A 24,361-nucleotide genomic window follows, 5' to 3' on the forward strand; every position below is an offset into this window, starting at 1 on the left:
AAGTCAGCCCTTAAGCTCCCTTCTCAGGATCTTGCCCACATTGCTCTTCGGCAGTTCGGTGCGGAATTCGATATATTTCGGCCGCTTGTAGCCGGTGAGATTTTCCCTGCAATAGGCGACAAGGTCCTCGACTGTCAGGTTCGGGTCTTTCTTGACGACGAACAGCTTCGGCACCTCCCCGGAACGCTCGTCGGGCACGCCGATGGCTGCCACCTCGAGCACGCCTGGATGGCGCGCGACCACGTCCTCCAACTCGTTCGGATAGACGTTGAAACCTGAGACGAGGATCATGTCCTTCTTGCGGTCGACGATGGTGATGAAGCCGCGCTCGTCCATGAACCCCATGTCGCCGGTGGCGAAGAAACCGTCCCGGGTCATGACTTTCACGGTCTCGTCGGGGCGGTTCCAGTAGCCCGCCATCACCTGCGGGCCGCGTATGCAGATCTCGCCGACCTGGCCAAGCGGTAGGTCCTTGCCCTTGTCGTCGCGGATGGCGATCTCTGTGGACGGGAGCGGCAGGCCGATCGTGCCGGTGAATTCCGACACGCTGAACCGGTTGGCGGTTGCGACCGGCGAGGTCTCCGACAGGCCGTAGCCTTCGGTGATCGGGCAGCCGGTGAGCTCAAGCCAGCGCTTGGCTACGGCACGCTGCACAGCCATGCCGCCGGCGAGCGTCAACACCAGCGGCTTGAAATCCAGCTTGTGGAACTCCTCATTGTTGAGGAGCGCGTTGAAGAGAGTGTTGAGCCCGACGAAGATGTGGAACGGCCGCTTTCCCAGTTCCTTCACGAAGCCCGGAATGTCGCGCGGATTGGGGATCATGACGTTGTTGGCGCCTTGCTGCATTCCCATCAGCGCATTCACGGTAAGCGCGAAGATATGGTAGAGCGGCAGCGCGCAGACATAGGTGAGGTTTGCCGGCATCGGTTTCACCGCATAGGCGTCCTCTACCCAGGCGGCGTTTTGCGCGACATTGGCGAGGACGTTGCGGTGGAGCAGGATGGCGCCTTTGGCGACGCCCGTCGTACCCCCCGTATATTGCAGGAAGGCGATGTCGTCGCCGTCGACCCTGGCGGGCCGGAACGTTTTCCGGGCGCCGATCTTCAGCGCCTCGTTGAACTTGATGTGCCCGGGCAGCGACCACTCCGGCACCATCTTTTTGACGTGCCGCACCACCAGATTGACGACGAGGCCCTTGAGGCCGAGCAGGTCGCCCATCGAGGCCACGATCACATGCTTGACCGACGTGTTGGAGATCGCCGCTTTCAAGGTCTTGGCGAAATTCTCCAATATGATGATCGCCTCGGCGCCGGAATCCCTGAGCTGGTGCTCGAGCTCGCGGGGCGTGTACAGCGGATTGACGTTTACCACGGTGAAGCCGCCCCGGAGGACTGCCATCATCGAGACGGGGTTTTGCAGGATGTTCGGCATCATCAGCGCGACCCGGGCGCCTTCCCTGAGGCCGGTCGACTGCAGATAACCGCCAAGCTGCGACGAAAGCCGCTCCAACTCGGTGAAGGTGAGCGACTTGCCCATGCAGGTGAAGGCCGGACGTCCAGCATATCGCTTGCAGGCCTCGACCAGGAAATCGCCGATAGATGCGGCCGCGAGCGGTCCGATTTCGGCCGGCACCACTTCGGGATAGCTCTTCAGCCAAGGCTTGTCGGTGCTTTCGATGGGCGAAGCCTCCGATTTGCCGGCGGACGGTGAGGGCGACGAGGCCGGCTGCTTGGCTGCTGCCTGCTTCTTCCCCGATCTCTTGAGAGCAGCCGGCTTGGCCGTTTTCGGGGCGGCAGCCGCGCCCATTCCGTTCGGCGCGGCGGACGCTTGGCCGTTCGGCCGGGCGGCCTCCTCGACCGGCTGAGCAGCCGCGGACTTACGAGACTTTGTCGTTCCGGCTCCGCCTTCCGCTGTTCCCCTCTTTGCCTTCGCCAAGCTTGCCTCCCAGTAACCGATCGATAGGGCTCCTTTGCGAGCGGTGCAGCATTGCGCTGGTCCGCGCGTCATCAAATGGTCTTTTGTTCTCCTATCTACGGTGTCGGCGAAAGCCTGCGCAAGCCTCGCGCCGACCGGCAGCCAGATCTACTCCAGCCCCGCCGATTCACTGGCCAAAGCCCTTGTGCTCGGTCAGGAATGCCCGTTCGTCCGTGGTGCTTGGCCGGCCGAGCACGCGATTGCGGTGCGGGAAGCGCCCGAAGCGTACAATAATGTCTCGGTGTTCGATCGCGTGTTTGAGCGCGTCGCCCGTCAGCGCAGCGAACAGCGAGACGCAGTGCTCCTGGTCGGCGACGTTTTCCGAATGCATGAGCGGCAAGTAGAAGAACATTCTTCGTTCTTCGGAAACTTTCGAATCGAAGTCGCGATCGATCGACTTGCGCGCGATCGCGATCGCGAGATCGTCGGTCGCGAAGGCTTGCGCCTGGCCACGGAACATGTTTCGCGGGAACTGGTCGAAGACGAGGATCGCGGCGAGTGCCGTGTCCGGATCGTCGAACGACATGGACGGCGCTGCCTCGAAGAGCGATGCGTGCAGTCCTGCGAAACGCGTACGGATCGCCTCGTCCGTGGTGTCCTTCTGCTCGAACCAATCCTCGGGCTTGAGCTCTCCGAACCAGAAGGCAAGTACGTCTTCGACCCAATTCTTTCGCATCAAAGCTCTATCTCCACGCAACTCAACGATCCTATCCAATTCCGGTTCACGGCAAGGAATGAAACCTGTCCATGAGGAAATTGGAATGTTTCTTCAATTTCACAAGTCTTTGGATAAAGCCATTCCGCTTACCATGCGGCAGACAAGCGGGGTGTTCCAATGGTTCGGATTCGGTGCTTATATGCGAGCTTCGCTGGCCTGGTTTTGGGGGCCCGCAGCAAACTAAAAGGGGAGTGCAAATGAAAAAAACTAGTTTCGCGGCGGCGTTGCTGGCTGCAACGCTGCTGAGCGGGGTCGCAAGCGCCAAGACGCTCGTCTACTGCTCGGAAGGGTCTCCGGAAGGATTCGACCCAGGTCCCTATACGGCTGGCACCACTTTCGACGCTTCCTCGCGCACGGCCTACAACCGGCTTGTCGAGTTCAAGCATGGCTCTACCGAACTCGAGCCGGGGCTTGCCGAAAGCTGGACCGTGTCCGACGACGGCCTCGAATACACCTTCAAGCTGCGTCCGGGCGTGAAGTTTCAGACCACCGACTTCTTCACTCCGACACGCGAACTCAATGCAGATGACGTCATTTACTCCTTCGATCGTCAGCTCAAGGCGGATAATCCCTGGAACAAATATATTGCCGGTATCAACTGGGAGTATGCTGCCGGCATGGGCTTCCCGGAGCTCATCAAATCCATCGAGAAGGTCGATGACCTGACGGTCAAGTTCGTGCTCAACCATCCGGAAGCGCCGTTCATGGCCGATCTCGGCATGGATTTCGCATCGATCCTGTCCAAGGAATATGCCGACAAGCTGCAGGCGGACGGCAAGATGGAGCAGATGAACCAGATGCCGCTCGGCACGGGTCCGTTCACCTTCGTCGCCTATCAACAGGATGCCGTGATCCGCTACAAGGCCAACCCGGACTACTGGAACGGCAAGCCCAAGATCGACGACCTGGTTTTTGCGATCACCACGGACGCGTCCGTTCGCCGGCAGAAGCTGGAAGCGGGCGAATGCCAGATCTTCCCCTATCCGAACGCTGCCGACATCGAGGCGCTCAAGACCAATCCGAACCTGACGGTGCAGGAGCAGGCCGGCCTCAACGTAGCCTATCTCGCCTACAACGCGTTGGTTCCGCCGTTCGACAAGGTCGAGGTGCGCCGGGCGCTGAATATGGCGATCAACAAGCAGGCGATCGTCGACGCCGTGTTCGAAGGGCAGGCCCAGGTGGCCAAGAACCCGATCCCGCCGACCATGTGGTCCTATGACGATTCGACCAAGGACGACACCTACGATCCGGATGCCGCCAAGAAGATGCTCGAAGAGGCCGGCGTGAAGGATCTGTCGATGAAGGTGTGGGCCATGCCTGTGTCGCGTCCCTACATGCTGAACGCGCGCCGCACGGCCGAGCTGATCCAGGCAGATTTCGCCAAGGTTGGCGTCAATGCGGAGATCGTCACTTATGAGTGGGCCGAGTATCTGAAGCGCTCGAAAGAGAAGGATCGCGACGGCGCGGTCATCATGGGCTGGACCGGCGACAACGGCGATCCGGACAACTTCCTCGACACGCTGCTCGGTTGCGATGCCGTCGGCGGCAACAACCGCGCCCAGTGGTGCAACAAGGAGTATGACGCTCTGGTCAAGAAGGCCAAGCAGACGGCCGACCAGGGCGAGCGCACCAAGCTCTACAAACAGGCACAGGCAGTCTTCAAGAAGGAGGCGCCCTGGGCCACGCTTGACCATTCGACGACCTTCATGCCGATGTCGAAGGCAGTCCAGGGCTATACCCAGGATCCGCTCGGTATCCACCGCTTCGACAACGTCGATATCGCCGAGTAAGCTTTAAGCGGTCGCCCGGCCCCGGCCGGGCGACCTCCTTGCCCGGCACGGGGGCTGTCGGGACGGCTCGAGATGTCACGGGACATCAATGCTTAGATTTTTCATCGGGCGCCTTCTGGTCCTGATCCCGACGTTCATTGGGGTCTCGATCATCGCCTTTTCCTTCATCCGCCTTCTGCCAGGCGATCCCGTCATGCTGCTCTCGGGCGAGCGGGTGATGGACCCTGCGCGCCACGCCCAGATCATTCACGAACTTGGCATGGACCGGCCGATCATTGTCCAATATCTCTCCTATCTCGGGGGCATCGTGACAGGTGACTTCGGCACCTCGATCGTCACCAAGCGGCCCATCGCCCAGCAATTCTTCACGCTTTTCCCAGCCACCCTGGAGCTGTCGTTCTGCGCCATCGTTTTCGCCATCGTGCTGGGCATCCCGGCCGGCGTACTCGCGGCCATCAAACGCGGTTCCGTGTATGATCAGGCGCTGATGGGCACCGCTCTTGTCGGCTATTCCATGCCGATCTTCTGGTGGGGTCTGCTTCTGATCATCCTGTTTTCAGGCACCCTGCATTGGACGCCGGTTTCCGGGCGCATAGATCTCCTTTACTTCTTTCCGCCGGTCACCGGCTTCATGCTGATCGATTCCTTGCTGTCGGGTCAGAAAGGCGCATTCGGTTCCGCCGTGAGCCACCTGATCCTTCCCTCGATCGTGCTCGGAACCATCCCGCTTGCCGTCATCGCGCGACAGACCCGCTCTGCCATGCTGGAGGTACTGTCGGAGGACTACGTTCGAACGGCTCGCGCCAAAGGATTGCCGCCCTTCCGCGTGATCGGCATCCATGCCTTGCGCAATGCCATGATCCCGGTCATCACGACGATCGGGCTGCAGGTCGGCGTTATGCTGGCCGGAGCGATCCTGACCGAGACTATTTTCTCATGGCCCGGGATCGGCAAGTGGATGGTCGATTCCGTCTTCAAGCGCGACTATCCGGTGATCCAGGGCGGCCTGCTGCTGATCGCGGCCGTCATCATGGTCGTCAACCTGACCGTCGACCTGCTTTACGGCCTGGTCAATCCGCGAATCCGGCACTAGGGAACGGAATGGCCACCATAGCAACCAATCAGGAAAAGATTTCGCCACGCTGGCGGATGCTTGCCGAGTTCTGGTACTACTTCTCCGAGAACCGCGGCGCGGTGATGGGGCTGGTTGTGTTCCTACTGACGGTTCTTGTCGCGCTGCTGGCGCCGCTGATCGCGCCACATGAACCCTATTTGCAATATCGCGACGCTGTGCTCGTGCCGCCGGCATGGCAGGCGGGCGGCCGCGCCGCCTATCTGCTGGGCACCGACCCGGTCGGTCGCGACATCCTTTCACGCCTGATCTATGGCGCCCGCTTTTCGCTTTTCATCGGTGTCGTCGTAACGCTGGTGGCGCTGGTCGGCGGCATCGTGATCGGATTGGTGGCCGGCTATTTTCGCGGCTGGGTCGATACCGTCATCATGCGGGTGATGGACGTCATTCTCGCCTTTCCCTCGTTGCTGCTGGCACTGGTCCTGGTTGCCGTGCTCGGGCCGGGTCTTGTCAATGCCATGATCGCGATCGCGCTCGTCATGCAGCCGCATTTCGTGCGCCTCACCCGAGCTGCCGTGATCAGCGAGAAAACGCGTGACTATGTGACGGCCGCGCGGGTCGCCGGGGCAGGGCCGCTGCGCCTCATGTTCCGCACCATCCTGCCCAACTGCATGGCGCCGCTGATCGTGCAGGCGGCGCTCGCCTTCTCCGAGGCAATTCTCAGCGCGGCCGCTCTCGGCTTCCTGGGCATGGGCGCACAGCCGCCGACCCCCGAATGGGGCACCATGCTCGCCGAATCCCGCGAGTTCATCCTGCGTGCCTGGTGGGTGGTCACTTTCCCGGGTCTTGCGATCCTGATCACGGTGCTCGCCATCAATCTGATGGGCGACGGGCTTCGCGACGCGCTCGACCCGAAGATGAAGAGGTCGTGACGATGGCTCTGCTCGAGATCCAGAACCTCGTCGTCGAGTTCGAGACTGCTGCCGGGCCTTTCCGCGCCGTGAACGGCGTGTCGCTTTCGGTCGACGCGCGCGAGGTGCTGGCGATCGTCGGAGAATCCGGCTCCGGCAAATCGGTGTCGATGCTGGCGGTCATGGGTCTTTTGCCGTGGACCGCGACCATTAAAGCGGACCGGATGACTTTCGCCGGCCGCGACCTGCTGGCGATGAGCAACGCCGAGCGCCGCAGGATCATCGGCAAGGACATCGCCATGATCTTCCAGGAGCCGATGGCGAGCCTCAATCCCTGCTTCACGGTAGGCTTCCAGATCGAGGAGACACTCCGCTATCATCTCGGTCTCGACCGCACGGCGCGCCGTGAGCGCGCGATCGAGCTGCTGAAGTCGGTAGGTATTCCCGAACCTGCCGAGCGCCTCGACTCTTATCCGCACCAGATGTCCGGCGGGCAGTGTCAGCGCGTTATGATCGCGATCGCGATCGCCTGCAATCCGAAGCTTTTGATCGCCGACGAGCCGACCACCGCGCTCGATGTCACCATACAGAAACAGATCCTCGATCTTCTGGTCAGCCTGCAGGCCAAGCACGGCATGGGGCTGATCATGATCACGCACAATATGGGCGTGGTCGCCGAGACGGCCGATCGCGTCATCGTCCAGTACAAGGGCCGCAAGATGGAGGAGGCCGACGTGCTCTCGCTGTTCGAGGCGCCGAAGCATCCCTATACGAAGATGCTTCTCTCGGCGCTGCCCGAGAATGCGGTCGGCGACCGCCTGCCGACGATGAAAGGTTTCGTGCTCGACGACGAGGCGGCGATACCGGGGGCAGCCGAATGAGCGAGATCGTCGTCGAAGGCCGCAACATAGTCCGCGACTATCACGTCCAGGGCGGCCTCTTCACGAAGGCCCGCACGGTGCATGCCGTCAAAGGCGTCAGCTTCACGGTCGAGAAAGGCGAAACGCTGGCGATCGTTGGAGAATCGGGCTGCGGGAAATCGACTCTCGCCCGCATCATCACATTGATCGATGCGGCGACCTCGGGCGAGCTCTTCCTCGATGGCCGCAAGGTCGATATCGCGCGCGAACGGATGACGCCCGACCTGCGCCGCAAGGTGCAGATCGTTTTCCAGAACCCCTACGGCTCACTCAACCCGCGCCAGAAGATCGGCGACGTTCTGATGGAGCCGCTGGTGATCAACACCGACACGCCTGCCGCCGAACGGCGCGACCTAGCGGTCGAAATGTTGACCAAGGTCGGTCTCGGACCGGAGCATTTCAACCGCTACCCGCATATGTTCTCCGGCGGCCAGCGCCAGCGCATCGCGATCGCGCGTGCCCTGATGCTGCGGCCAAGCCTGCTGGTGCTCGATGAACCTGTCTCGGCGCTCGACCTGTCCGTCCAGGCGCAGGTGCTCAACCTGCTTGCCGATCTGCAGGACGAGTTCCAGCTCACTTACATCTTCATCAGCCACGACCTCTCTGTGGTCCGCTACATCGCCGACCATGTGATGGTCATGTATTACGGCGAAGCCGTCGAATACGGCACGCGCGACGCGGTCTTCACCAACCCTCAGCACCCCTACACCAAGGTGCTGTTTGCCGCGACGCCGCGCGCCGATGTCGAAAGCATCCGCGCGAGGCTGGCCAAGAAGAAGGCGGCGTGAGCGGGCGCTTGCTCCGGCGGCAGCGTCAAGCTGGAGGACCCCTCATCCGTCGCCTTCGGCGACACCTTCTCCCACAAGGGGAGAAGGGGGAGCCTGGCATTTGAGCTCGCCGCAAATCTCGAACGTCGAAGATTGGCAGAGACGCCTATGCAGCACTCCCCCTTCTCCCCTTGTGGGAGAAGGTGGCTCGGCGCGAAGTGCCGAGACGGATGAGGGGTCTGCAGGGCGCGGCGTTGTCCGGATGACTGTTAGGACACCGCCATCACCAACGCCGCATAGATCAGCCCGGCATAGGTGAGCTGGTGCGCGAGCTGGTCGGCACCGTGAAGCGCCCAGAAGCTTTGCGTGCTCGGACCGGCGTCGCTGCGGCCGGAAAGTCCCGCCTTGGTAAAGTCGATCAGGTAATGGATGACGAATTCGATCACCATGAGGACGACAATCGGGAGGGCGCCGAGCCCGACCATCAGATAGGCGGGAACCGAGCCGAGTGCATGGATGCCGGCATGGACATAGCCGCCTTGCTTGCGCAGATTGCCCTTGGCCGCAATCATCCAGCCGGGCTGCAGCACATAGTCTGCGACGTAGTGCTTCACCTGCAGCCAGATGAGCATCGCGATCATCACTGTCACCGGTTGCATGAGCATACTCCAGGTGCGGCCGAAGCTGTGCCGAAATTCAGGTGTCGGTCTCCATGTGATGTCACTGCGCTTCCCATATTCGGCTGATTGAATTTACGCTTTGTTCCGCCTCTCGAAAATCCACGAATTTCTGGAGCAGGGGACAGCTTAAGTGCTGCGCCGCTCGGTGATGAGGCGGGCTCCGCGGTCATAGGTCACATAGGCCCACGCCCAATCGAGAAAGACGATGACGCGGTTGCGGAAGCCGACCAGGAACCAGAGGTGGGCGAAGGTCCATAGCAGCCAGGCTGGAAAACCGGAGAGCCTGATCCATCCGAAATCGGCGACCGCCGCCTTGCGGCCGATCGTGGCGAGATTGCCGTAGTTGATATAGCGGAAGGGCTTGGCCGGCTTGCCGGCGAGCCGGGCCTTGATCACATCGGCAGCATACTTGCCCATCTGCTTGGCCGCGGCAGCCACGCCGGGAACGAACTGGCCGTCCGTTCCCTTGACTAGGGCAGTATCGCCGATGACGAAGACCTCTGGATGGTTCGGCAGGCTGAGGTCGCCGCTGACGACCACGCGGCCGGCGCGATCCGCTTCGGCCTCCAGCCATTTCGCCGCGCGCGAGGCCGTGACGCCGGCCGCCCACAGCAGGCAGGCCGAGGCGATCGTCTCGCCGTCGGCAAGCGTGACGCCAGCCGCGTCGCATTGCGTGACAGCCTGCCCGAGCCTCACTTCTACTCCCAACTTCTCGAGCTGCCGCCTGGCCGAGGCGGAAAGGTCCTCGGGGAATGCGGGGAGCAGCCTTGGACCCGCCTCGACCAAAATTACGCGCGCTGCCGAGGAATCGATGTGACGAAAATCACTCACGATCGCTTTTCGCGCCAATTCGACGATGGCGCCGGCAAGCTCGACGCCGGTTGGGCCGCCGCCGACGACGACGAAGGTGAGCAGCCTCGCCCGCTCGGCCGCATCGTCGGACACCTCGGCCTTCTCGAAGGCGGTGAGGATGCGGGCGCGGATCTCGGTGGCGTCACCGATCGTCTTCAGCCCCGGCGCGATCTCCTCCCAGTCGTCATGGCCGAAATAGGCATGCTGCGCCCCGGTTGCGATGACGAGATAGTCGTAAGGGATGCGGCGCGTCGAAGTGATCACGAGCCGGGCTTCTTTGTCGACATCCTCGACCTTCTCCATGAGTACGGTCGCGTTCTTCTGGCGCCGGAGAATATGGCGGATGGGCATAGCCACCTGCGCCGGCGAGAGGCCGGCGGTCGCCACCTGGTAGAGAAGCGGCTGGAACAGATGATAGTTGCGCCGGTCGATCACCGTCACGTCGACATCGGTGTGGCGCAGCCCCATTGCCGCATTAATGCCGCCGAAGCCGGCTCCGATGATGACCACACGTGGTCGGAGGGACGGTGCGGTTCCTGTTTCCGGTGACCGCGTTCCGGTCTGCACGAGGCTCATTTCGATCTCGCCGCTCCAGACATTTCGGGCCGTGCCGCAGATCATACGACGCTGACGCCCAGTATGTCAGCACCGACGGCCAAACCGACCTTATCCCGCCATGAAGCAAGATGAATCGGACCGCCAGTATAGTGATTTCGAAGTTTGGCCAATATGATATCGGGCTCGGCAAGCTCTCGTCCTATCCTTGATACTGTCGGGGACGCCATGACTGAGACGGTTGAATGGAAGGAAAGGATCGTGATCGGTCCCTCGGCGGCAAAGCTGAGGCGTTATTTCCTGGCTTTTCTCGCCGTGGCAATGATGCTGGGAATTGCCGCCACTCAGGACAGAGCCTGCTCTGCCCAAGCCATCGCTGTCACGCCGGCTCCACCGAGCCCAGCATCGCCGCAAGCCGGCGCGGACGATTTCCCCAATCGGGAACTCCTTGTCGGAACGAAGGAGGCGCCGCCATTCGCAATGAAGGACTCTAAAGGCGCGTGGACGGGCATATCCATCGAGCTCTGGCAGCACATCGCTGAGAAGCTTGGCGTCAGGTTTCGCTTCGTCGAGGAAACGTCTGTGCAAAGCCTGGTCGATAAAACGGCGCGCGGTTCCTATGACCTTTCCATCGCGGCGATCACAATTGCTCCCGATCGCGAGCGCATGGTCGATTTCTCCCAGCCCTTCTATAGCGCCGGCCTTGGCATCGCAGTTCCCGTGAGGCGCGCATTGCTCTGGCCTGAGATCAGCCGCACCTTGACATCTTCCGGCTTCTTTCAAGCCGCGGGCGTGCTCATTGGTCTCGCGCTCTTCATGGGAGCGCTGATCTGGCTGTTTGAGCACAGACATAACGAGGATTTTGGCGGCGGTGCAGCCCAGGGGCTCGGCGCCAGCATCTGGTGGTCCGCTGAAGCAATGACGCAAGCAAGTACTGGCCTTCGCGGTCCAAAGACCATGGCCGGCCGCGCCCTTGCGATCATCTGGATGATCGGGTCAATCATTACCATCGCGGTGTTCACCGCCAGTGTGACCTCGGCCCTTACCACTCGGGAGATTCGCGGGCTGGTGAACGGTCTTGATGACTTGCCTAGGGTTCGCGTGGGCGCGGTCGGAGGCACATCATCCATCGGCTTTCTCGATGCCGAGCGTATCAGGTACCGCAGTTTCCAGAACGCGAAGGACGGGCTCACGGCCCTGAGCACCGGTTCCATTGACGCCTTCGTCTACGACAAGCCGCTCCTGTCCTGGATCGCTGCCGGCGAACTGTCGGGCCAGGTCGAAATCCTCGACAATATGTTCGACCAACAAGGCTATGGCATCGCCATGCCGGTAGGGAGTCGCTACCGCAGAGCCATCGACCTCGCGATGCTCGAGATGATCGACGGGGAATGGTGGAAGCACACCTTGTTCAGATATCTCAGGGAGAAGCGCTGAGCTGAAACTTGCTCGAGGGGCCGAAGCCCTGAGCATCGGCACGATTGCCTTCAGCGACTTGTCTGAGTTCCCCGCGATGCTCGCGCCGAGCCATCAACGCGTAGAGGCAAGAGGTCGAGTAGATCGCGGACGCGCAAATTTGTGATGGCGTCGCGTCTACAGCCAGCCCTGAGGTGCTCGTCAACGGTTCACAACTTAGCCGTACGGTGATAGCGTCGCAAATCTCGCGCAAGGCGGCGGGGCCTCTCTCAATGGGAGGACCAAATGGCATCCCGCAACATGACAGCTCTGCTGGCCATGCTGGCTCTGGCCGGTTGGCAGAATCGAGACCGCCTGGGCGAATTGCTCGGCATGGCCACGGGGCAGAACCCGACAACTCCTTCAGGACAAACAGGTACGGGAGCTGGTCAAACAAGTACTGGTGCTCAAGCATCGGGTGCCGGGGGATTGGGTGGTCTGCTGGGCGGATTGCTTGGCGCCGGCGCTACGCAGGGGCTCTCCGGCCAGGGGCTCTCCGGTGCATTGGGCGACCTGCTGGGCAGCCTGACAGGAAGCGGACAGGGTGACGTCGCAAACTCCTGGGTCCAGTCTGGTCCCAACAAGGAGATTGAAGAGCCTCAGCTTGCCAATGCGCTTGGCAGCGACACGCTGGACCAGCTCGCCAAGCAGACTGGACTGTCCCGAGACGAGCTGCTTTCCCGTCTCAAGACCGTTCTGCCCACAGCCGTTGACAAGTTGACCCCTCAAGGGCGGCTGCCGACGGAGCAAGAGACATCGAACTGGTCAAATTAGTCGAGATTCGAGGAAGTCCCATGAGTGTCATTTGGACGATAATCATCGGGTTGATCGCTGGAATCATTGCCAAATTCCTTGTTCCTGGCTCGAGGAACGAACCTAGCGGCTGGGTACTGACCGCAATTCTGGGAATAGTCGGGGCCATGGTCGCCACCTATCTCGGTCGCGCATTGGGTTGGTATGGCCCTGGCCAGGGGGCGGGCCTGATCGGCGCCGTGGTGGGTGCAGTGATCGTGTTGCTGGTATGGGGCTTTTTCGCCAGCCGGCGAGGCGCCTCCCCGCCGACTTAGCGGTTCTGAAGCGGCAACTGTCGATAGCTGCGGCATGCCCGGCTTGATCTACCGGGCAGCCGAAAGAGATGTTGCGCCGAGTTGGATGCGATCATCCAGGGGCGAAGCCTAAGGCCCGTCCGGACGCGGCATCGGTGAATTCGACCAGGAGCCCGGCTAGATCATGCTCGAAGAACATAAAGATTAAGCGGATGAATAACTCGAACTCCTCCTGACCCGGGTGCGCGCCCCAAGACTAATGTATATTTTTCTAATATAAGGACAACTGTACGTTAACGACTCAACTGTATTGGTTAAGGTTTCTCTCGGAGATCGACCCTTGACCGACAGCGTGCGTCTAGACGCGAGGCAGGCAGACAGAAGTCTCGTAAGGCGTATGTTCAGCCGCGACGCGCTGTACAGCCTCGCAATTCTGGTCTTGTTACCCAACCTCCTGTTCCTTGTGGTATCGCCATGGCTGATGGTCCGCCGCATAGTCGGACCGTTTTTATACCTGGCGGCCGGACTCCTATCATTGTTTCTGCCCAAGCCATTGAACTATTTATGTTATTTGGTCGCGGCAGCTATCGATGGATTCATCATAGTGGCATTGGCTTTCGACATGCCCTTCGATGTTGCCTTTGCCTCCTTGCGGTTTGTGCCTGGTCTGAATGTTTCCACCTCGCTGCTCTATGTCGGGGCAACCGCCTATCTCGCGATAGCCGCCTGTATCGTTGCTCACCTTGTCGACACAAATCGCCGGCGCCTGCGGGCCTCTTCGTTGATTCCGGCAATTCTCGCGGCACTCTTCCTCTACTGGGTCGACATCAGCACCAACCAATACAAGTCAAAGCCGGACGAGTTTCAGAGCGCCATGCAACAGGCGGGCCTGACCTCGGAAAATATCGTCGCCAGAGATCGAAACGTCCTCTTTGTTCTGGTCGAAGGCCTCGGTGCCTATGCCGATCCAAACGAGCGTGAGATTCTCGCTGGCAGGCTGCGTTCTGCGGCTGGAGATCGCTTCATATTCAAGTCCGGCACCAACACGCATTACGGGTCAACAACCGGAGCAATGTCGCGGGAACTCTGCGGAAAGTGGGGTACATTTCTCGACTATCTCGACCACAAGCCTCACGACTGTCTTCCGGCAAGGCTCGCCCAGGCGAATTTCGAGACGATCAACTACGATGCCTATGACAGCGACCTGTTCGCTTTGCGCGACTGGTATCCACGAATAGGCATTCAAAGGATGAATTTCGGCGAGGATATCGAGCAAGCGCATCCTGAGCTTGCGCAAAAGCACTGTGGCACCGTGATACGGGGATTGTGCGACGACGATGTGGGCGAGGTGGTCAAGCGGGAGCTGGCCCAGAGCTCGACCAAACGCAAATTCGTCTATTGGCTGACCTTGAACAGTCACCTCCCTTATGAGGCGCGCAAGGATCGCCCGTTGAAGTGTCGGCAGACAGACACGGTCATCGACTCGCCCATGACCTGTGAACTAACCGAAATCTGGATGGGCGTGTTCGATAAAGTCGCGGCGATCGCGGCCGATCCAACCATGCCGCCTGTCGATATCCTGGTCGTCGGCGACCACAACACTCCTATGTGGTCACGCGCGGAAGCCAGGCACTTCATCCCCGGCCGAGTCGATTGGTACTATCTTCAGAGCAAGGCCACTCCCACGACAACAGCTGCTCAACTGCTGACGCCAAATAGCAGGATGCTCGATCGCCTATAGCGTCCTCGACGCAAGGGACTTTGCAAAAGCAATCCCGGACAAGAATACGGGCCTGCGAGGCTAGTGTCCTCCGCAGGGTATCAAGCGATTTGTGCGGAGCTCGACTTCGTCACCGCTTCGACTCAGCCGTTGGCCATCACGTCTGCGGCGCAGCCGCTGCTCGCGCGGCGCGCTGCTGAAAAGGCCGATCAGGGTGGAGGGCGGCGCCACCTGACTCAGCCATCAAATCGGCGGCCTGGCCACCTTTGCGTCACTGCTAGCATCGGCGTTGAAGGTTGGGCCACTGTCGTCGCTCAGTCTGTCCGAAGGACGTTGTTGTCGCAGTTCCGTTGAGCAAGCTTAGCCCACCAGCGCTTGCCCAACGCGTACACGCGACCCCATTTTGACGAAAAAAGCCGAAGGTAGCGCCCACTCCGTAACCTTGCGAAATTCTGAGCGGTTTGGGGGGCGCCATCGGTTACGCGGAGTTGGAAAAGGCAGCTATGCCTTGCCGCCGCAGCAGGTTGCCGAGCAGATAGTGTGCGCCTGAGTTGTCCACAGCTATCTTTGCGACCTTCCGTTGAATCCGGATGAAGACGCCAGGTCAAGCGCCTCGGCCGCCTCTTACCATCGGCTTGATGCGCGCATCTTTGTGAAGGTCGCTGCTCATCTTCTGAGGTTAGAATCTGACTTGGTCGGTGCGCTCCCTCCCGAGGTAACATCCAAAGAGCCATGACGCCCAGGACCGGGAATCTTCAAGATGCCAGCCAGAATTGATTTTCGTACCTGGAAAAATACTGGAATAACAAGAATAAATATAGTGTATTCCTTTTGAATTCGGCAAAAAGATTACAACTAACAACATTCATGAATTCTACAACTCATCGGTTGCAATGTCGCGAATAAACCGACGGTTGTATTTTGTCTGTGAGAAATTTTTCTTGTTGAGAGGCCGCGCGTCTCTATGGTCGCCGCCCACGGGTGGGTGAATTGAACAAGGGATATTGATGACAACTCTACATTACACATCGGGGGGCTCTGGCGAGGACATCGCGAGAGCAGGGTTCAATCTGGCCGACGTTCAAAGCGTCGCGCAACTGAACGCTCTGCCTGACGGCATGAAGGGGCTGGTCTGGCTGAACGCGGTCGACGGGGCCACGTCCTCCTTCAAGGCAAAGGTCGATGCCTTCAAAGGGAATGACAAGCTGTTCGGCTTCTTCCTGGTCGACGAGCCCGATCCCACGGGAAAGTGGGGCACCTTTGCCACCGCGGCCAACCTCAAGGCCGAATCCGACTACATCCACGCCAATCTGTCAGGCGCCAAGACCTTCATCACGATGATGAACATGGGTTCCTCGGCTCATCCGAGCTTTGAGGGCACCTTCAATCCTGCCAATACCGGCATCGACTACTACGGCTTGGACCCTTACCCCATCCGCACGGGAGGAGCCCCGGTCGACTACGACATGATCGACAGGACGGTCGATGCTGCCGTTGCGTCGGGCATTCCGATCAGCAAGATCGTTCCCGTCTACCAGACTTTCGGAGGCGGCGAGTGGCACACCGATACGGGCGGGCAGTACGTCCTGCCGACGGCCGCTCAGATGCAGACGATGCTGGATCATTGGCAGGCCAATGTTCCCTCGCCGGGCTTCGACTACGCCTATGTCTGGGGATCGCAGCGTGGATCGACCACGCTGCCCGATTCACAGGCTCTGATGGACTTGTTCCTTCAGCACAATGGCTCGGACGGGGCAGGCTCGGGCGCTATAGACCCGACCCCGACCGGTGCGACCAATGGCGCGGACATCCTGTGGGGCACCGCTGGCGCGGATGTGATGAAGGGCCTTGGCGGCAACGACACCTATCATGTCAATCATGCAGGGGATAAGGTGGTTGAGGCCGCCGGAGGCGGCACCGACAAGGTGCTGTCGTCAGTGAGCTGGAAGCTCACTCCGGGTTCGCACGTCGAGGTGCTTGCGACCGAGAACGCGAAGGGCACCACAAAAATCGACCTGACCGGCAACGAGCTGAGCCAGCAAATCATTGGCAATCTCGGCGCCAATTATATTGATGGCAAAGGTGGCAGCGATGTCCTCACCGGGGGCCGCGGTGCGGACCACTTCGTGTTCTCCACCGCCCTTGGCAACGGTAACGTCGATCGGATCACGGATTTCTGGGCCCACGACGACACGATTGTGCTTGATCACACGGTTTTCAAGGCTCTGGGGAATACCGGCAAGCTCGCGAAATCTGCCTTCGTGTACGACACGAGCGGCGTCGCCCATGACGCTAACGATCGCATCATGTATGAGACCGATACCGGCAAGCTGTACTATGATGCTGACGGCTCTGGTCCCACCCCCGCGGTCCACTTCGCCGATCTGACAAATCGCGCCTGGATATCGGCGGCGGATTTCGTCATCGTCTGACGACATTCTCCGCCGCGTCGAAGAACGCGCTGTCGACGTCTCGAGCCTGCCCGCAGCCGTTGCGGGCAGGCCACGACGATCGGCTCCTACATCCAGCCCGGGACCTTCGGGCTGTGGCGATTTCGTCAACAAAGCCAAGCGATAAAGAACTGGTGCCGCTTAGGTGACTCGAACACCTGACCCCATCATTACGAATGACGTGCTCTACCAACTGAGCTAAAGCGGCAGTCCGGTCGGGCGATCTCGCCCGTCGAAGGTGAGGCCTGATAACTGCATTGCGCGGCGATTTCAAGCGGCGAACGAAATTCCCGGGGCATGATCGGTCGTCAGGCGGCCAGCCCGCGCCTTTTCGCTGGTGCAGTTGTGAATTTCCAATCCACGCATATTGCATTGGGCGGACCACGGATTAGTTTTGCAGCGCTTCAAAGCGCTTTGGAGGGGGTTTATGCCGATTAAGGCGGTGGTCTGGGGCGAGAACGTCCATGAGCAGACCGACGAGGTGGTGCGCGAGATCTATCCCGATGGGATGCACGCGACGATCGCGGCTGCCCTCAATCAGGACAAGGCGATCGAGGCGACCACCGCCACCCTTCAGGAGCCCGAGCACGGGCTGACAGAGAAGCGGCTTGCCGCGACGGACGTGCTCCTCTGGTGGGGCCATGCCGCGCACGATGCAGTCGACGACGCGATCGTCGAGCGCGTGCAGCGCCGGGTCTGGGAGGGCATGGGCCTTATCGTGCTCCACTCCGGCCACTTCTCCAAGATCTTGCGCCGCCTGACGGGCACGCCCTGCGCCTTGAAGTGGCGCGAAGCCGGCGAGCGGGAGCGCATCTGGGTGGTCAATCGCAATCACCCGATCGCCGAAGGCCTGGGTGAATGCATCGAGCTCGAGCACGAGGAGATGTATGGCGAGCCCTTCACCGTGCCGGAGCCGATGGAGACGGTGTTCATATCCTGGTTCGAGGGCGGCGAGGTGTTCCGCTCCGGCCTGACCTACCAGCGCGGCGCCGGCCGTATCTTCTATTTCCGGCCGGGCCACGAGACCTACCCGACCTACCACAATGCCGACGTGCAGAAGGTGCTTCGCAATGCGGTGCGCTGGGCGTATAACCCGGCCAAACCGTGGACGACGGTCGCCGACGGCATCAACGTGCCCGTCGGAAAGACGAAAGAACCCCTGGTCGAGAAGGGACCCAAGCTGAACTCGCATGCCAAGAAGCCCGCGGGCTGAGACATGCGCAAGCTTCTTCTGCTTGGGACCGGCGGCATCGCCGGCCACCATATCGCTGAGTTCGCTGCTATTCCGGAATGCAAGATCGTCGCTTGCGTGGACCGCATCCCGGGCCGCGCCAAGGCTTTCGCAGACGCGAACGACATCGGCCGTTCCTTCGAGGCACTCGAGAAGGCCATCGACTGGGACGGCTTCGACGCCGCGATCAACTGCACGCCGGACGGCGCGCATATGGCGACGACACTGGCGCTGGTTGCGGCCGGCAAGGACGTGTTCTGCGAGAAACCGCTCGCCCCGAACCATGCCGAGGCCCTTGCCATGACGGAAGCAGCCGAGGATGCCGGCCTGGTCAACATGGTGAATCTCACCTACCGTAACTCGCCTGCCTTGCAGAAGGCGCGGGCGATGGTGGAGGCCGGCGACATCGGCGCGCTGCGCCATGTCGAGGCGAGCTATCGCCAGAGTTGGCTGGTGAGCAAGGCCTGGGGCGACTGGCGCACCGAGGACAAGTGGCTGTGGCGGCTCTCCAAGAACCACGGCTCGACAGGTGTGCTCGGCGATGTCGGCATCCACATCCTCGATTTCGCGACCTATGGCGCTGCTGACGATATCGTCAGCGTGCAGGGCACGCTGGTCACCTTCCCGAAGGCGAAAGGCGACCGCATCGGTGACTATGTGCTCGACGCCAATGACAGCGTCGCGATGACGGCGCGCCTCGGCTCGGGCGCGCTCGCGACGATTCTTGCGACGCGCTACGCCACCGGCCACCTCAACGATCTGACGCTCTCGCTGCACGGCACCAAGGGTGCGCTCCGCGTGGAGACCGACGGCAAGACATCGAGCCTGAAGGGCTGTTTCGGCAAGGATATCGACGGGAGCCGCTGGAAGGAGATCGAGTTCGATCCTGTGCGCCGCAACGCGCGCCGCTTCGCCGATGCGCTTGTCGCCGGCAAGAACGGTGATCCGTCCTTCCGCCGGGCCGCCGAGATACAGCGCGTCATCGACGCAGTCTTCGAAAGTGCTGCGAACGGACGGCCGGTCACGCTTGCTTAGCGAGGCCTCCGGCCGTCCGGCTGATTCAATCAATTGCAAGCAGGCGCGAATTCGCGCGCCGATTGGACTTTTTGGTGCGACGCTGCATATTAGCGGCACGTTGCGCGATGGCCGCGTTGCGGCTAACCATCTGAGCTGGTTCCGCAAAATGTGTTTGCGACAGGGACCTGCAGCAAACAGAGGAACCTGACAGGCGTTTGCGGGACCGCCCGCGAGTGCCGACTAATGAGAAAGGCGGTCTGTTTGGCGAGGATTCTCGATTGGATGCGATAGAAAAGGCGATCCGCACCGCCTTCGAAAAGGGCGACGTCGATGATCGCGCCTTTCGGGAAAAGGTCTACCGTTCGGCATTCGCGGCGCTCGATAGGGCACTGCAGGTCAACCCGCACCTTGCTCCTGAGATCGTTGAAAAACGCCGCAACGACCTCCAGGCCAAGATCATCGAGATCGAGACGGAATTCATCCCGGCCGTTCCAGCCGTCGAACCACCGGTGACGAAGCCGGTGCAGCCGCACCCCGATTCCGACTGGTCCTTCATCGCGCCGCCGGTAGAGCCGGAAGGCAAGCCTGGCACTCCTGCCGCGCCGCGAGCGGCACCTGCGGTCGACCCGGTTGCAGCGGCAATGTCGCGCGCCTCGGATCCGATCGTGCCGATCCCCGAGCCGACAGAGCCGCGGGCGCCCACGCCCCCAGCCGCGGCGCCGCGGGAACCCGACGCGAGGCAACCCATCTCCGAGAGGACAGAGCCTCGCGCTCCGGAAATCCCGGCCGTACCTTCGCGGGACCCCGCGGCCGTTGGCTCGAGTCCCGAGCGGATCGAGCCGCGAGCGCCCGAACTCCAACCCGCTTCCTTGCGGGACGCCGATGCTCGCAGCCCGGTTCTGGAGCGGATAGAGCCGCTGGTTCCGGACGTCCAACCTGCACCCTTGCGAGACACCGCTGCCCGGCGTCCTGCTCCGGAGCGGCCAGAGCCGCGACCGCCGGAAGTCCAACCCGCGCCCTTGCGAGGCGCTGCAGTCCGTGGCCCGGTCGTGGAGCGGATCGAGCCGCTGGTCCCGCAATCCCGACCTGGCTCGACGCCGGGGCGAATCGAGCCGCGGGCGCCGGAAGTCCGCGCCGCGCCTCCACGAGATGCGGCGACGCGGCGTCCTTCCGCAGAGCGGATCGAACCGAGGATGGCCGAAATCCCGAATCCAGTTTCGCCGGCCGCCAATGGACGCCGGCCCCAGCCGCCGTCCGAGCCTCGCGCCCCTGAGGTGCAGGCTGCGCCTGAACGGGATGCCGATACAAGGCGGCCGGTTCCCGAGGTCTTCTTTCCCGATGCGAGCGACTTCGAGCCGTTGCCCTCCGCCGAGCCTGAGTTCGCGAGCGACCAGATTATCGCTGCCGACGGCCCCAATGTCGCGATCGAGCGACGCCGGCCGTTTGCCGCAATCTTCCTCGGCGTAACGCTGCTTGCGCTTGCCGCAATCGGAGTCTGGTGGGCGATATCCACAGGCCTGATCAAGATTCCGGGGCCGTCCGATATGGACGGAATCACGCAAGTTCCGCCCGATGACGAGAACTTCACGCCGGGCGAAGAAGGGGCGCCGGCAAGACCCGGTCAGGCGGACACAGGGCGCGACTGGACGCTTGTCTTCTCGCCGTCCGATCCGACGACGGTCAATGCGCCGGGCAACACCAAGGCCGACGTGATGAAAGACGACACCGGCGGCTTCGCGCGCATACGCTCCAGCGCTTCGGGATCGGCAGTCGTTTTCGACGTTCCAAAGGGCCTGCTGGAACAGATATCGGGTAAGCATGCGGTCTTCGACATCGTCGCGCGGTCGGAGGAGGGCAAGGAGACGCAATTCTCGGTCGACTGCAATTTCGGCGAGCTCGGGGACTGCGGCCGCAAGCGCTATCGCGCATCCTATCAGAAAGCCGATTTCCTGTTCGAGATGGACATGCCTGCCAAGCCGCCGGGCTCCGAAGGCACGATCGCCATAAATTCCGACATCGATAATGGCGGCAAGTCGATCGACATCTACGAGATCAAGGTTTCGGTTTCCGAGTAGGAGCCGATCGCGTCCCGACTTCGAGCATAGTCTGCAGATAGTCGATGCGGTCGGCTTCCGACGCCGGCTTGTCCCATCTGATGCGCGAGATTCGCGGAAAGCGCATCGCCACGCCCGAGCGATGCCGCGGCGATTTCTGGAGGCCCTCGAACGCCACCTCCAGAACGAGGCCGTGGGCAGGTTCCGCGCGCACCGAGCGCACCGGACCGAAGCGCTCGACCGTGTTGTCGCGCACATATTTGTCGAGCTGCCGGAGTTCCTCGTCGGTGAAGCCGAAATAGGCCTTGCCGACCGGAACCAGCGAGGCTTGCCCGACCGGGCCGTCCCATACGCCGAAGGTGAAGTCGGAATAGTAGCTCGACCGCTTGCCGTGGCCGCGCTGCGCATACATAAGCACGGCATCGACCGTGTGCGGGTCGCGTTTCCACTTGAACCATGGGCCTTTGGGCCGGCCGGCGAGATAGGCGGAGTCGCGCCGCTTGAGCATCATGCCCTCGATCACCGGGTGCGGTGGGCTCTTGCGCAGCTCGTCGAGCGTTGCCCAGTCTGAAAAGGGAACTTCGGGCGAAAGGTCAAAGCGCGCCGGGTCGAGGGTGGCCAGGAATGCTTCCAGCCGCATACGTCGTTCCGTATAGGGCAGGGCGCGCGCGTCCTCTTCCCCGATCTGCAGGATGTCATAGCAGCGCACGAAGGCTGGATATTGCTCGCGCATCTTGGGCGACACGCTCTTGCGATTCAGCCGTTGCTGCAGGTCCGAGAATGTCCCCGTCCATTCAGGTGGCCGGCCGACCAGCAGTTCTCCATCGAGCACGGCTTCGAAGTTCATGGCCTCGACGAGATCCGGGAATGCGCCCGAAGTGTCGTCACCCGTGCGCGAATAGACCCGGCGCACGCCGCCTTCGCTGACGACCTGGACGCGAATGCCGTCCCATTTCCACTCCGCGGCATAGTCGGCAGGGTCGAGCTTTTCGAGGTCGGCCTCCTCGACGGCGTTGGAAAGCATGACCGGCCGGAAAAGTGCGGCGGCGCGTTTTTCCGGCTTTGGCCCTTTGCCTTCGAGCCACTGGAAAAGGCTGGTGTAGGGCGGCTGAAGTCCGTGCCAGAGCTCCTCGATCTCACCGACATCGACACCGCCGAGATCGGCCACCGCCTGCTTGGCAAGACGCGCCGACACGCCGATGCGCAAGCCGCCGGTGACGAGCTTGATAAGTGCGAAACGTGCCGGGATGTCGACGCTGTCGAGCAGATTGGCGACGATCTTCGGTCCGTCGGAGCGGCTGGCGCCCTGCAGCCGGCCCACCACCTCGCCAAGCGTCAGCGAATGCCCGACCACTGGCGGCTGGTCCTTGTTCAGTCGCGCAACGGGACGGTGATCCGCCGACCGCTTCTCCTGGATGCGTTCCTGTGGCTCGGGCCAGATCAGCGATACCGTTTCCGCGAGGTCGCCCACATAGTCATAGGAATAGCCGAACAGGACGGGATCGACGCGCTCGACGACCAGCGCACGCAGCATGGCCGGCTTCACCGCAGCGATCGACAGATCGCCGGTGATCGCCGCCAGCGCGAGCCCCCGGTCGGGATCCTCGACTGTGCGGAAATAGTCGGTCAGCAGCCTCAGCTTGCCGTTGCGCGACGGCGTCAGCACGAGGCGGTCAAGCAGCTCTGCGAAGCGATTCATGTTGGATTGAACGCAAAAGGGTTGGCGCCCTACATTGGCCCCCTCTGGCCTGAGCTTGTCGAAGGGGCCGGAATTCTCTGTCTTGTGGGCAGGGTAATCGCCGATGAGATCGACCCCCACTCCGGTTCGCTTCGCGAACCACCACTCCCCCGGTCGACGGGGGAGAGGAAGCGCCGGCCGCAATGCCAGGTGCCCTTCCTCTCCCCTTTTGAGGGGGAGAGGTGCCGAGCAAAGCGAGGCGGAGTGGGGGTCTGCTGCGCCATATGCAATTGACCTGCCCCTTGTGGGGGAGATGTCCGGCACCTTCGACAAGCTCAGGATAGAGGGGGGCGCGACGGAACGCGGCTTTGTCAGTCATTCTCAATCCCCCTCGTCCTCATAGCCGACGAGATGCAGGGGCTGCGCGGCGATGCCTTCGAGCTCGCACCAGCGCACCAGGGCCTCCTCACGGCCATGCGTGACCCAGATCTCAGATGCGCCCGTTTCCTTGATCGTGTCGATGAGCTCGTCCCAGTCCGAATGGTCGGAGATGATGAGCGGCAGCTCGACGCCGCCCTGCCTGGCGCGCTGGCGGATGCGCATCCAGCCCGAGGCAAAGCAGGAGATGGGGTCGGGGAAGCGCCGCGCCCAGCGGTCGGCGAAGGCAGTCGGCGGGCCGACGATGACGGCGCCGGCGAAATCACGCTTGCTGCCCTTCTCGACCGTCGCCGGCTCGAGCCGGCCGAGGTCGATACCCTGGCTCTGGTAGTACTCGCTGATATCAGCCAGCGCGCCATGGATGTAGATCGGCTGTTCGTAGCCGGCGTCGCGCAGGAGCCGCATGACGCGCTGCGCCTTGCCAAGTGCATAGGCGCCGACCACGTGGGATCTCTCCGGGAATTGCGCGACCGAGCGCAGCAGGCGGCCGATCTCATCGAGCCCGTTCGGATGGCGGAAGACTGGCAGACCGAACGTCGCCTCGGTGATGAAGACATCACATTTGACCGGCTCGAAGGCGACGCAGGTTGGGTCGGGCGCGCGCTTGTAGTCGCCGGAGGCGACGATGCGCAGGCCGTTGAACTCGACGGCGATCTGCGCCGAGCCCAGCACATGGCCTGCCGGATGAAAGACCACGCGCACGCCGTTCATTTCGATCGGCTCGCCATAGGCAACCGCTTGCGTCGTTCCCGCGAACTCTTCGCCATAACGCAGGGCCATGATGTCCAGCGTTTGCCTGGTGGCCAGCACGGCACGATGACCCGGTCGGGCGTGGTCGGAGTGGCCGTGAGTGATCAGCGCGCGGCCGACCTGCCTCACCGGGTCGATATAGAAGTCGCCCGGCGGACAATAGAGCCCTTCCGGCCTCGGCTTCAGCAGGTCCCGTGCACGCATGCTTACCAAGATAATCGTTTGGCGCACCGGGAAAAGCCTATTGAATCAGGCTCCTGACTCGTTGATATGTCAGGCCGTC

General features: G+C 61.8%; 19 protein-coding genes and 1 tRNA gene. 13 read left to right on the forward strand and 7 right to left on the reverse strand.

Annotated features, from left to right (window positions below):
• Window positions 1-3: 3 nt before the first annotated feature.
• On the reverse strand, window positions 4-1,935 hold the full coding sequence (locus SAZ10_RS26290; RefSeq protein WP_412535301.1) for a long-chain-fatty-acid--CoA ligase: 1,932 nt from the start codon (window positions 1,933-1,935) through the stop codon (window positions 4-6).
• Between the two features lie 166 nt (window positions 1,936-2,101).
• The gene (locus SAZ10_RS26295) at window positions 2,102-2,650 is read right to left on the reverse strand and encodes a DUF924 family protein (RefSeq protein WP_318612382.1); all 549 of its coding nucleotides are present in this window, start codon (window positions 2,648-2,650) and stop codon (window positions 2,102-2,104) included.
• A gap of 239 nt (window positions 2,651-2,889) precedes the next feature.
• Between SAZ10_RS26295 and SAZ10_RS26300 the strand changes: the two genes are divergently transcribed.
• The 5 genes from SAZ10_RS26300 (at window position 2,890) to SAZ10_RS26320 (ending at window position 8,173) form a co-directional block, all read left to right on the forward strand.
• The gene (locus SAZ10_RS26300) at window positions 2,890-4,482 is read left to right on the forward strand and encodes an ABC transporter substrate-binding protein (RefSeq protein WP_318612383.1); all 1,593 of its coding nucleotides are present in this window, start codon (window positions 2,890-2,892) and stop codon (window positions 4,480-4,482) included.
• Window positions 4,483-4,570: 88 nt separating this feature from the next.
• The gene (locus SAZ10_RS26305) at window positions 4,571-5,575 is read left to right on the forward strand and encodes an ABC transporter permease subunit (RefSeq protein ID WP_318612384.1); all 1,005 of its coding nucleotides are present in this window, start codon (window positions 4,571-4,573) and stop codon (window positions 5,573-5,575) included.
• A gap of 8 nt (window positions 5,576-5,583) precedes the next feature.
• The gene (locus SAZ10_RS26310) at window positions 5,584-6,486 is read left to right on the forward strand and encodes an ABC transporter permease subunit (RefSeq protein WP_318612385.1); all 903 of its coding nucleotides are present in this window, start codon (window positions 5,584-5,586) and stop codon (window positions 6,484-6,486) included.
• A 2-nt stretch (window positions 6,487-6,488) separates the two neighbouring features.
• Entirely contained in the window at window positions 6,489-7,346 is an 858-nt protein-coding gene (locus SAZ10_RS26315) for an ABC transporter ATP-binding protein (protein ID WP_318612386.1), read from the forward strand.
• Window positions 7,343-8,173 (forward strand): dipeptide ABC transporter ATP-binding protein, encoded by an 831-nt coding sequence (locus tag SAZ10_RS26320; protein WP_318612387.1) that lies wholly within the window; start codon window positions 7,343-7,345, stop codon window positions 8,171-8,173. The genes SAZ10_RS26315 and SAZ10_RS26320 overlap by 4 nt, the downstream gene beginning before the upstream one ends.
• A gap of 248 nt (window positions 8,174-8,421) precedes the next feature.
• Here SAZ10_RS26320 and SAZ10_RS26325 read toward each other — a convergent pair whose 3' ends face one another.
• Both SAZ10_RS26325 and SAZ10_RS26330 read right to left on the reverse strand, forming a co-directional pair.
• Entirely contained in the window at window positions 8,422-8,811 is a 390-nt protein-coding gene (locus SAZ10_RS26325) for a DUF3307 domain-containing protein (RefSeq protein WP_318612388.1), read from the reverse strand.
• A gap of 147 nt (window positions 8,812-8,958) precedes the next feature.
• Window positions 8,959-10,260, reverse strand: a complete 1,302-nt coding sequence (locus SAZ10_RS26330) for an NAD(P)/FAD-dependent oxidoreductase (protein ID WP_318612389.1) — start codon at window positions 10,258-10,260, stop codon at window positions 8,959-8,961.
• A gap of 207 nt (window positions 10,261-10,467) precedes the next feature.
• Here SAZ10_RS26330 and SAZ10_RS26335 point away from each other — a divergent pair, with 207 nt between their 5' ends.
• The 5 genes from SAZ10_RS26335 (at window position 10,468) to SAZ10_RS26355 (ending at window position 16,892) form a co-directional block, all read left to right on the forward strand.
• The gene (locus SAZ10_RS26335; RefSeq protein WP_318612390.1) at window positions 10,468-11,676 is read left to right on the forward strand and encodes a transporter substrate-binding domain-containing protein; all 1,209 of its coding nucleotides are present in this window, start codon (window positions 10,468-10,470) and stop codon (window positions 11,674-11,676) included.
• 264 nt (window positions 11,677-11,940) lie between these two features.
• A complete protein-coding gene (locus tag SAZ10_RS26340; RefSeq protein ID WP_318612391.1) occupies window positions 11,941-12,468 on the forward strand; it encodes a YidB family protein in 528 nt (175 codons plus the stop codon).
• Window positions 12,469-12,488: 20 nt separating this feature from the next.
• Window positions 12,489-12,761 carry a GlsB/YeaQ/YmgE family stress response membrane protein gene (locus SAZ10_RS26345; RefSeq protein WP_318612392.1) on the forward strand — a complete coding sequence of 91 codons (273 nt, stop codon included), beginning with the start codon at window positions 12,489-12,491 and terminating at the stop codon, window positions 12,759-12,761.
• 319 nt (window positions 12,762-13,080) lie between these two features.
• Entirely contained in the window at window positions 13,081-14,481 is a 1,401-nt protein-coding gene (locus tag SAZ10_RS26350; RefSeq protein WP_318612393.1) for a hypothetical protein, read from the forward strand.
• Window positions 14,482-15,467: 986 nt separating this feature from the next.
• Complete coding sequence (locus SAZ10_RS26355) at window positions 15,468-16,892, forward strand: calcium-binding protein (protein ID WP_318612394.1); 1,425 nt, start codon at window positions 15,468-15,470, stop codon at window positions 16,890-16,892.
• Between the two features lie 150 nt (window positions 16,893-17,042).
• Here SAZ10_RS26355 and SAZ10_RS26360 read toward each other — a convergent pair.
• Window positions 17,043-17,118 (reverse strand) — tRNA-Thr (locus SAZ10_RS26360).
• A 219-nt stretch (window positions 17,119-17,337) separates the two neighbouring features.
• On the opposite strand from SAZ10_RS26360, the gene SAZ10_RS26365 reads away from it, so the two are divergent.
• The 3 genes from SAZ10_RS26365 to SAZ10_RS26375 all read left to right on the forward strand — a co-directional run bounded on the left by SAZ10_RS26365 (window position 17,338) and on the right by SAZ10_RS26375 (window position 21,233).
• Window positions 17,338-18,123 carry a ThuA domain-containing protein gene (locus SAZ10_RS26365; protein ID WP_318612395.1) on the forward strand — a complete coding sequence of 262 codons (786 nt, stop codon included), beginning with the start codon at window positions 17,338-17,340 and terminating at the stop codon, window positions 18,121-18,123.
• A 3-nt stretch (window positions 18,124-18,126) separates the two neighbouring features.
• Window positions 18,127-19,176 (forward strand): Gfo/Idh/MocA family oxidoreductase, encoded by a 1,050-nt coding sequence (locus SAZ10_RS26370; RefSeq protein WP_318612396.1) that lies wholly within the window; start codon window positions 18,127-18,129, stop codon window positions 19,174-19,176.
• A gap of 260 nt (window positions 19,177-19,436) precedes the next feature.
• The gene (locus SAZ10_RS26375; RefSeq protein ID WP_318612397.1) at window positions 19,437-21,233 is read left to right on the forward strand and encodes a hypothetical protein; all 1,797 of its coding nucleotides are present in this window, start codon (window positions 19,437-19,439) and stop codon (window positions 21,231-21,233) included.
• Here SAZ10_RS26375 and SAZ10_RS26380 read toward each other — a convergent pair.
• Both SAZ10_RS26380 and SAZ10_RS26385 read right to left on the reverse strand, forming a co-directional pair.
• Window positions 21,211-22,911, reverse strand: coding sequence for a cisplatin damage response ATP-dependent DNA ligase (locus tag SAZ10_RS26380; RefSeq protein WP_318612398.1), 1,701 nt, complete (start codon window positions 22,909-22,911; stop codon window positions 21,211-21,213). The two genes, SAZ10_RS26375 and SAZ10_RS26380, sit on opposite strands and share 23 nt — an antisense overlap.
• 360 nt (window positions 22,912-23,271) lie before the next feature.
• A complete protein-coding gene (locus SAZ10_RS26385) occupies window positions 23,272-24,282 on the reverse strand; it encodes a ligase-associated DNA damage response exonuclease (protein ID WP_318612399.1) in 1,011 nt (336 codons plus the stop codon).
• Window positions 24,283-24,361: the final 79 nt, after the last annotated feature.

It is taken from the genome of Mesorhizobium sp. BAC0120 (genome assembly GCF_033542235.1).
Classification (GTDB): Bacteria; Pseudomonadota; Alphaproteobacteria; order Rhizobiales; family Rhizobiaceae; genus JAWRCU01.

Coding starts and splice junctions, on each gene's coding strand:
- SAZ10_RS26310 (WP_318612385.1), top strand. CDS start 5,584: ATGGCCACCATAGCAACCAATCAGGAAAAGATTTCGCCACGCTGGCGG.
- SAZ10_RS26370 (WP_318612396.1), top strand. CDS start 18,127: ATGCGCAAGCTTCTTCTGCTTGGGACCGGCGGCATCGCCGGCCACCAT.
- SAZ10_RS26335 (WP_318612390.1), top strand. CDS start 10,468: ATGACTGAGACGGTTGAATGGAAGGAAAGGATCGTGATCGGTCCCTCG.
- SAZ10_RS26340 (WP_318612391.1), top strand. CDS start 11,941: ATGGCATCCCGCAACATGACAGCTCTGCTGGCCATGCTGGCTCTGGCC.
- SAZ10_RS26295 (WP_318612382.1), bottom strand. CDS start 2,650: ATGCGAAAGAATTGGGTCGAAGACGTACTTGCCTTCTGGTTCGGAGAG.
- SAZ10_RS26305 (WP_318612384.1), top strand. CDS start 4,571: ATGCTTAGATTTTTCATCGGGCGCCTTCTGGTCCTGATCCCGACGTTC.
- SAZ10_RS26300 (WP_318612383.1), top strand. CDS start 2,890: ATGAAAAAAACTAGTTTCGCGGCGGCGTTGCTGGCTGCAACGCTGCTG.
- SAZ10_RS26365 (WP_318612395.1), top strand. CDS start 17,338: ATGCCGATTAAGGCGGTGGTCTGGGGCGAGAACGTCCATGAGCAGACC.
- SAZ10_RS26345 (WP_318612392.1), top strand. CDS start 12,489: ATGAGTGTCATTTGGACGATAATCATCGGGTTGATCGCTGGAATCATT.
- SAZ10_RS26355 (WP_318612394.1), top strand. CDS start 15,468: ATGACAACTCTACATTACACATCGGGGGGCTCTGGCGAGGACATCGCG.
- SAZ10_RS26330 (WP_318612389.1), bottom strand. CDS start 10,260: ATGAGCCTCGTGCAGACCGGAACGCGGTCACCGGAAACAGGAACCGCA.
- SAZ10_RS26380 (WP_318612398.1), bottom strand. CDS start 22,911: ATGAATCGCTTCGCAGAGCTGCTTGACCGCCTCGTGCTGACGCCGTCG.
- SAZ10_RS26320 (WP_318612387.1), top strand. CDS start 7,343: ATGAGCGAGATCGTCGTCGAAGGCCGCAACATAGTCCGCGACTATCAC.
- SAZ10_RS26385 (WP_318612399.1), bottom strand. CDS start 24,282: ATGCGTGCACGGGACCTGCTGAAGCCGAGGCCGGAAGGGCTCTATTGT.
- SAZ10_RS26325 (WP_318612388.1), bottom strand. CDS start 8,811: ATGCAACCGGTGACAGTGATGATCGCGATGCTCATCTGGCTGCAGGTG.
- SAZ10_RS26315 (WP_318612386.1), top strand. CDS start 6,489: ATGGCTCTGCTCGAGATCCAGAACCTCGTCGTCGAGTTCGAGACTGCT.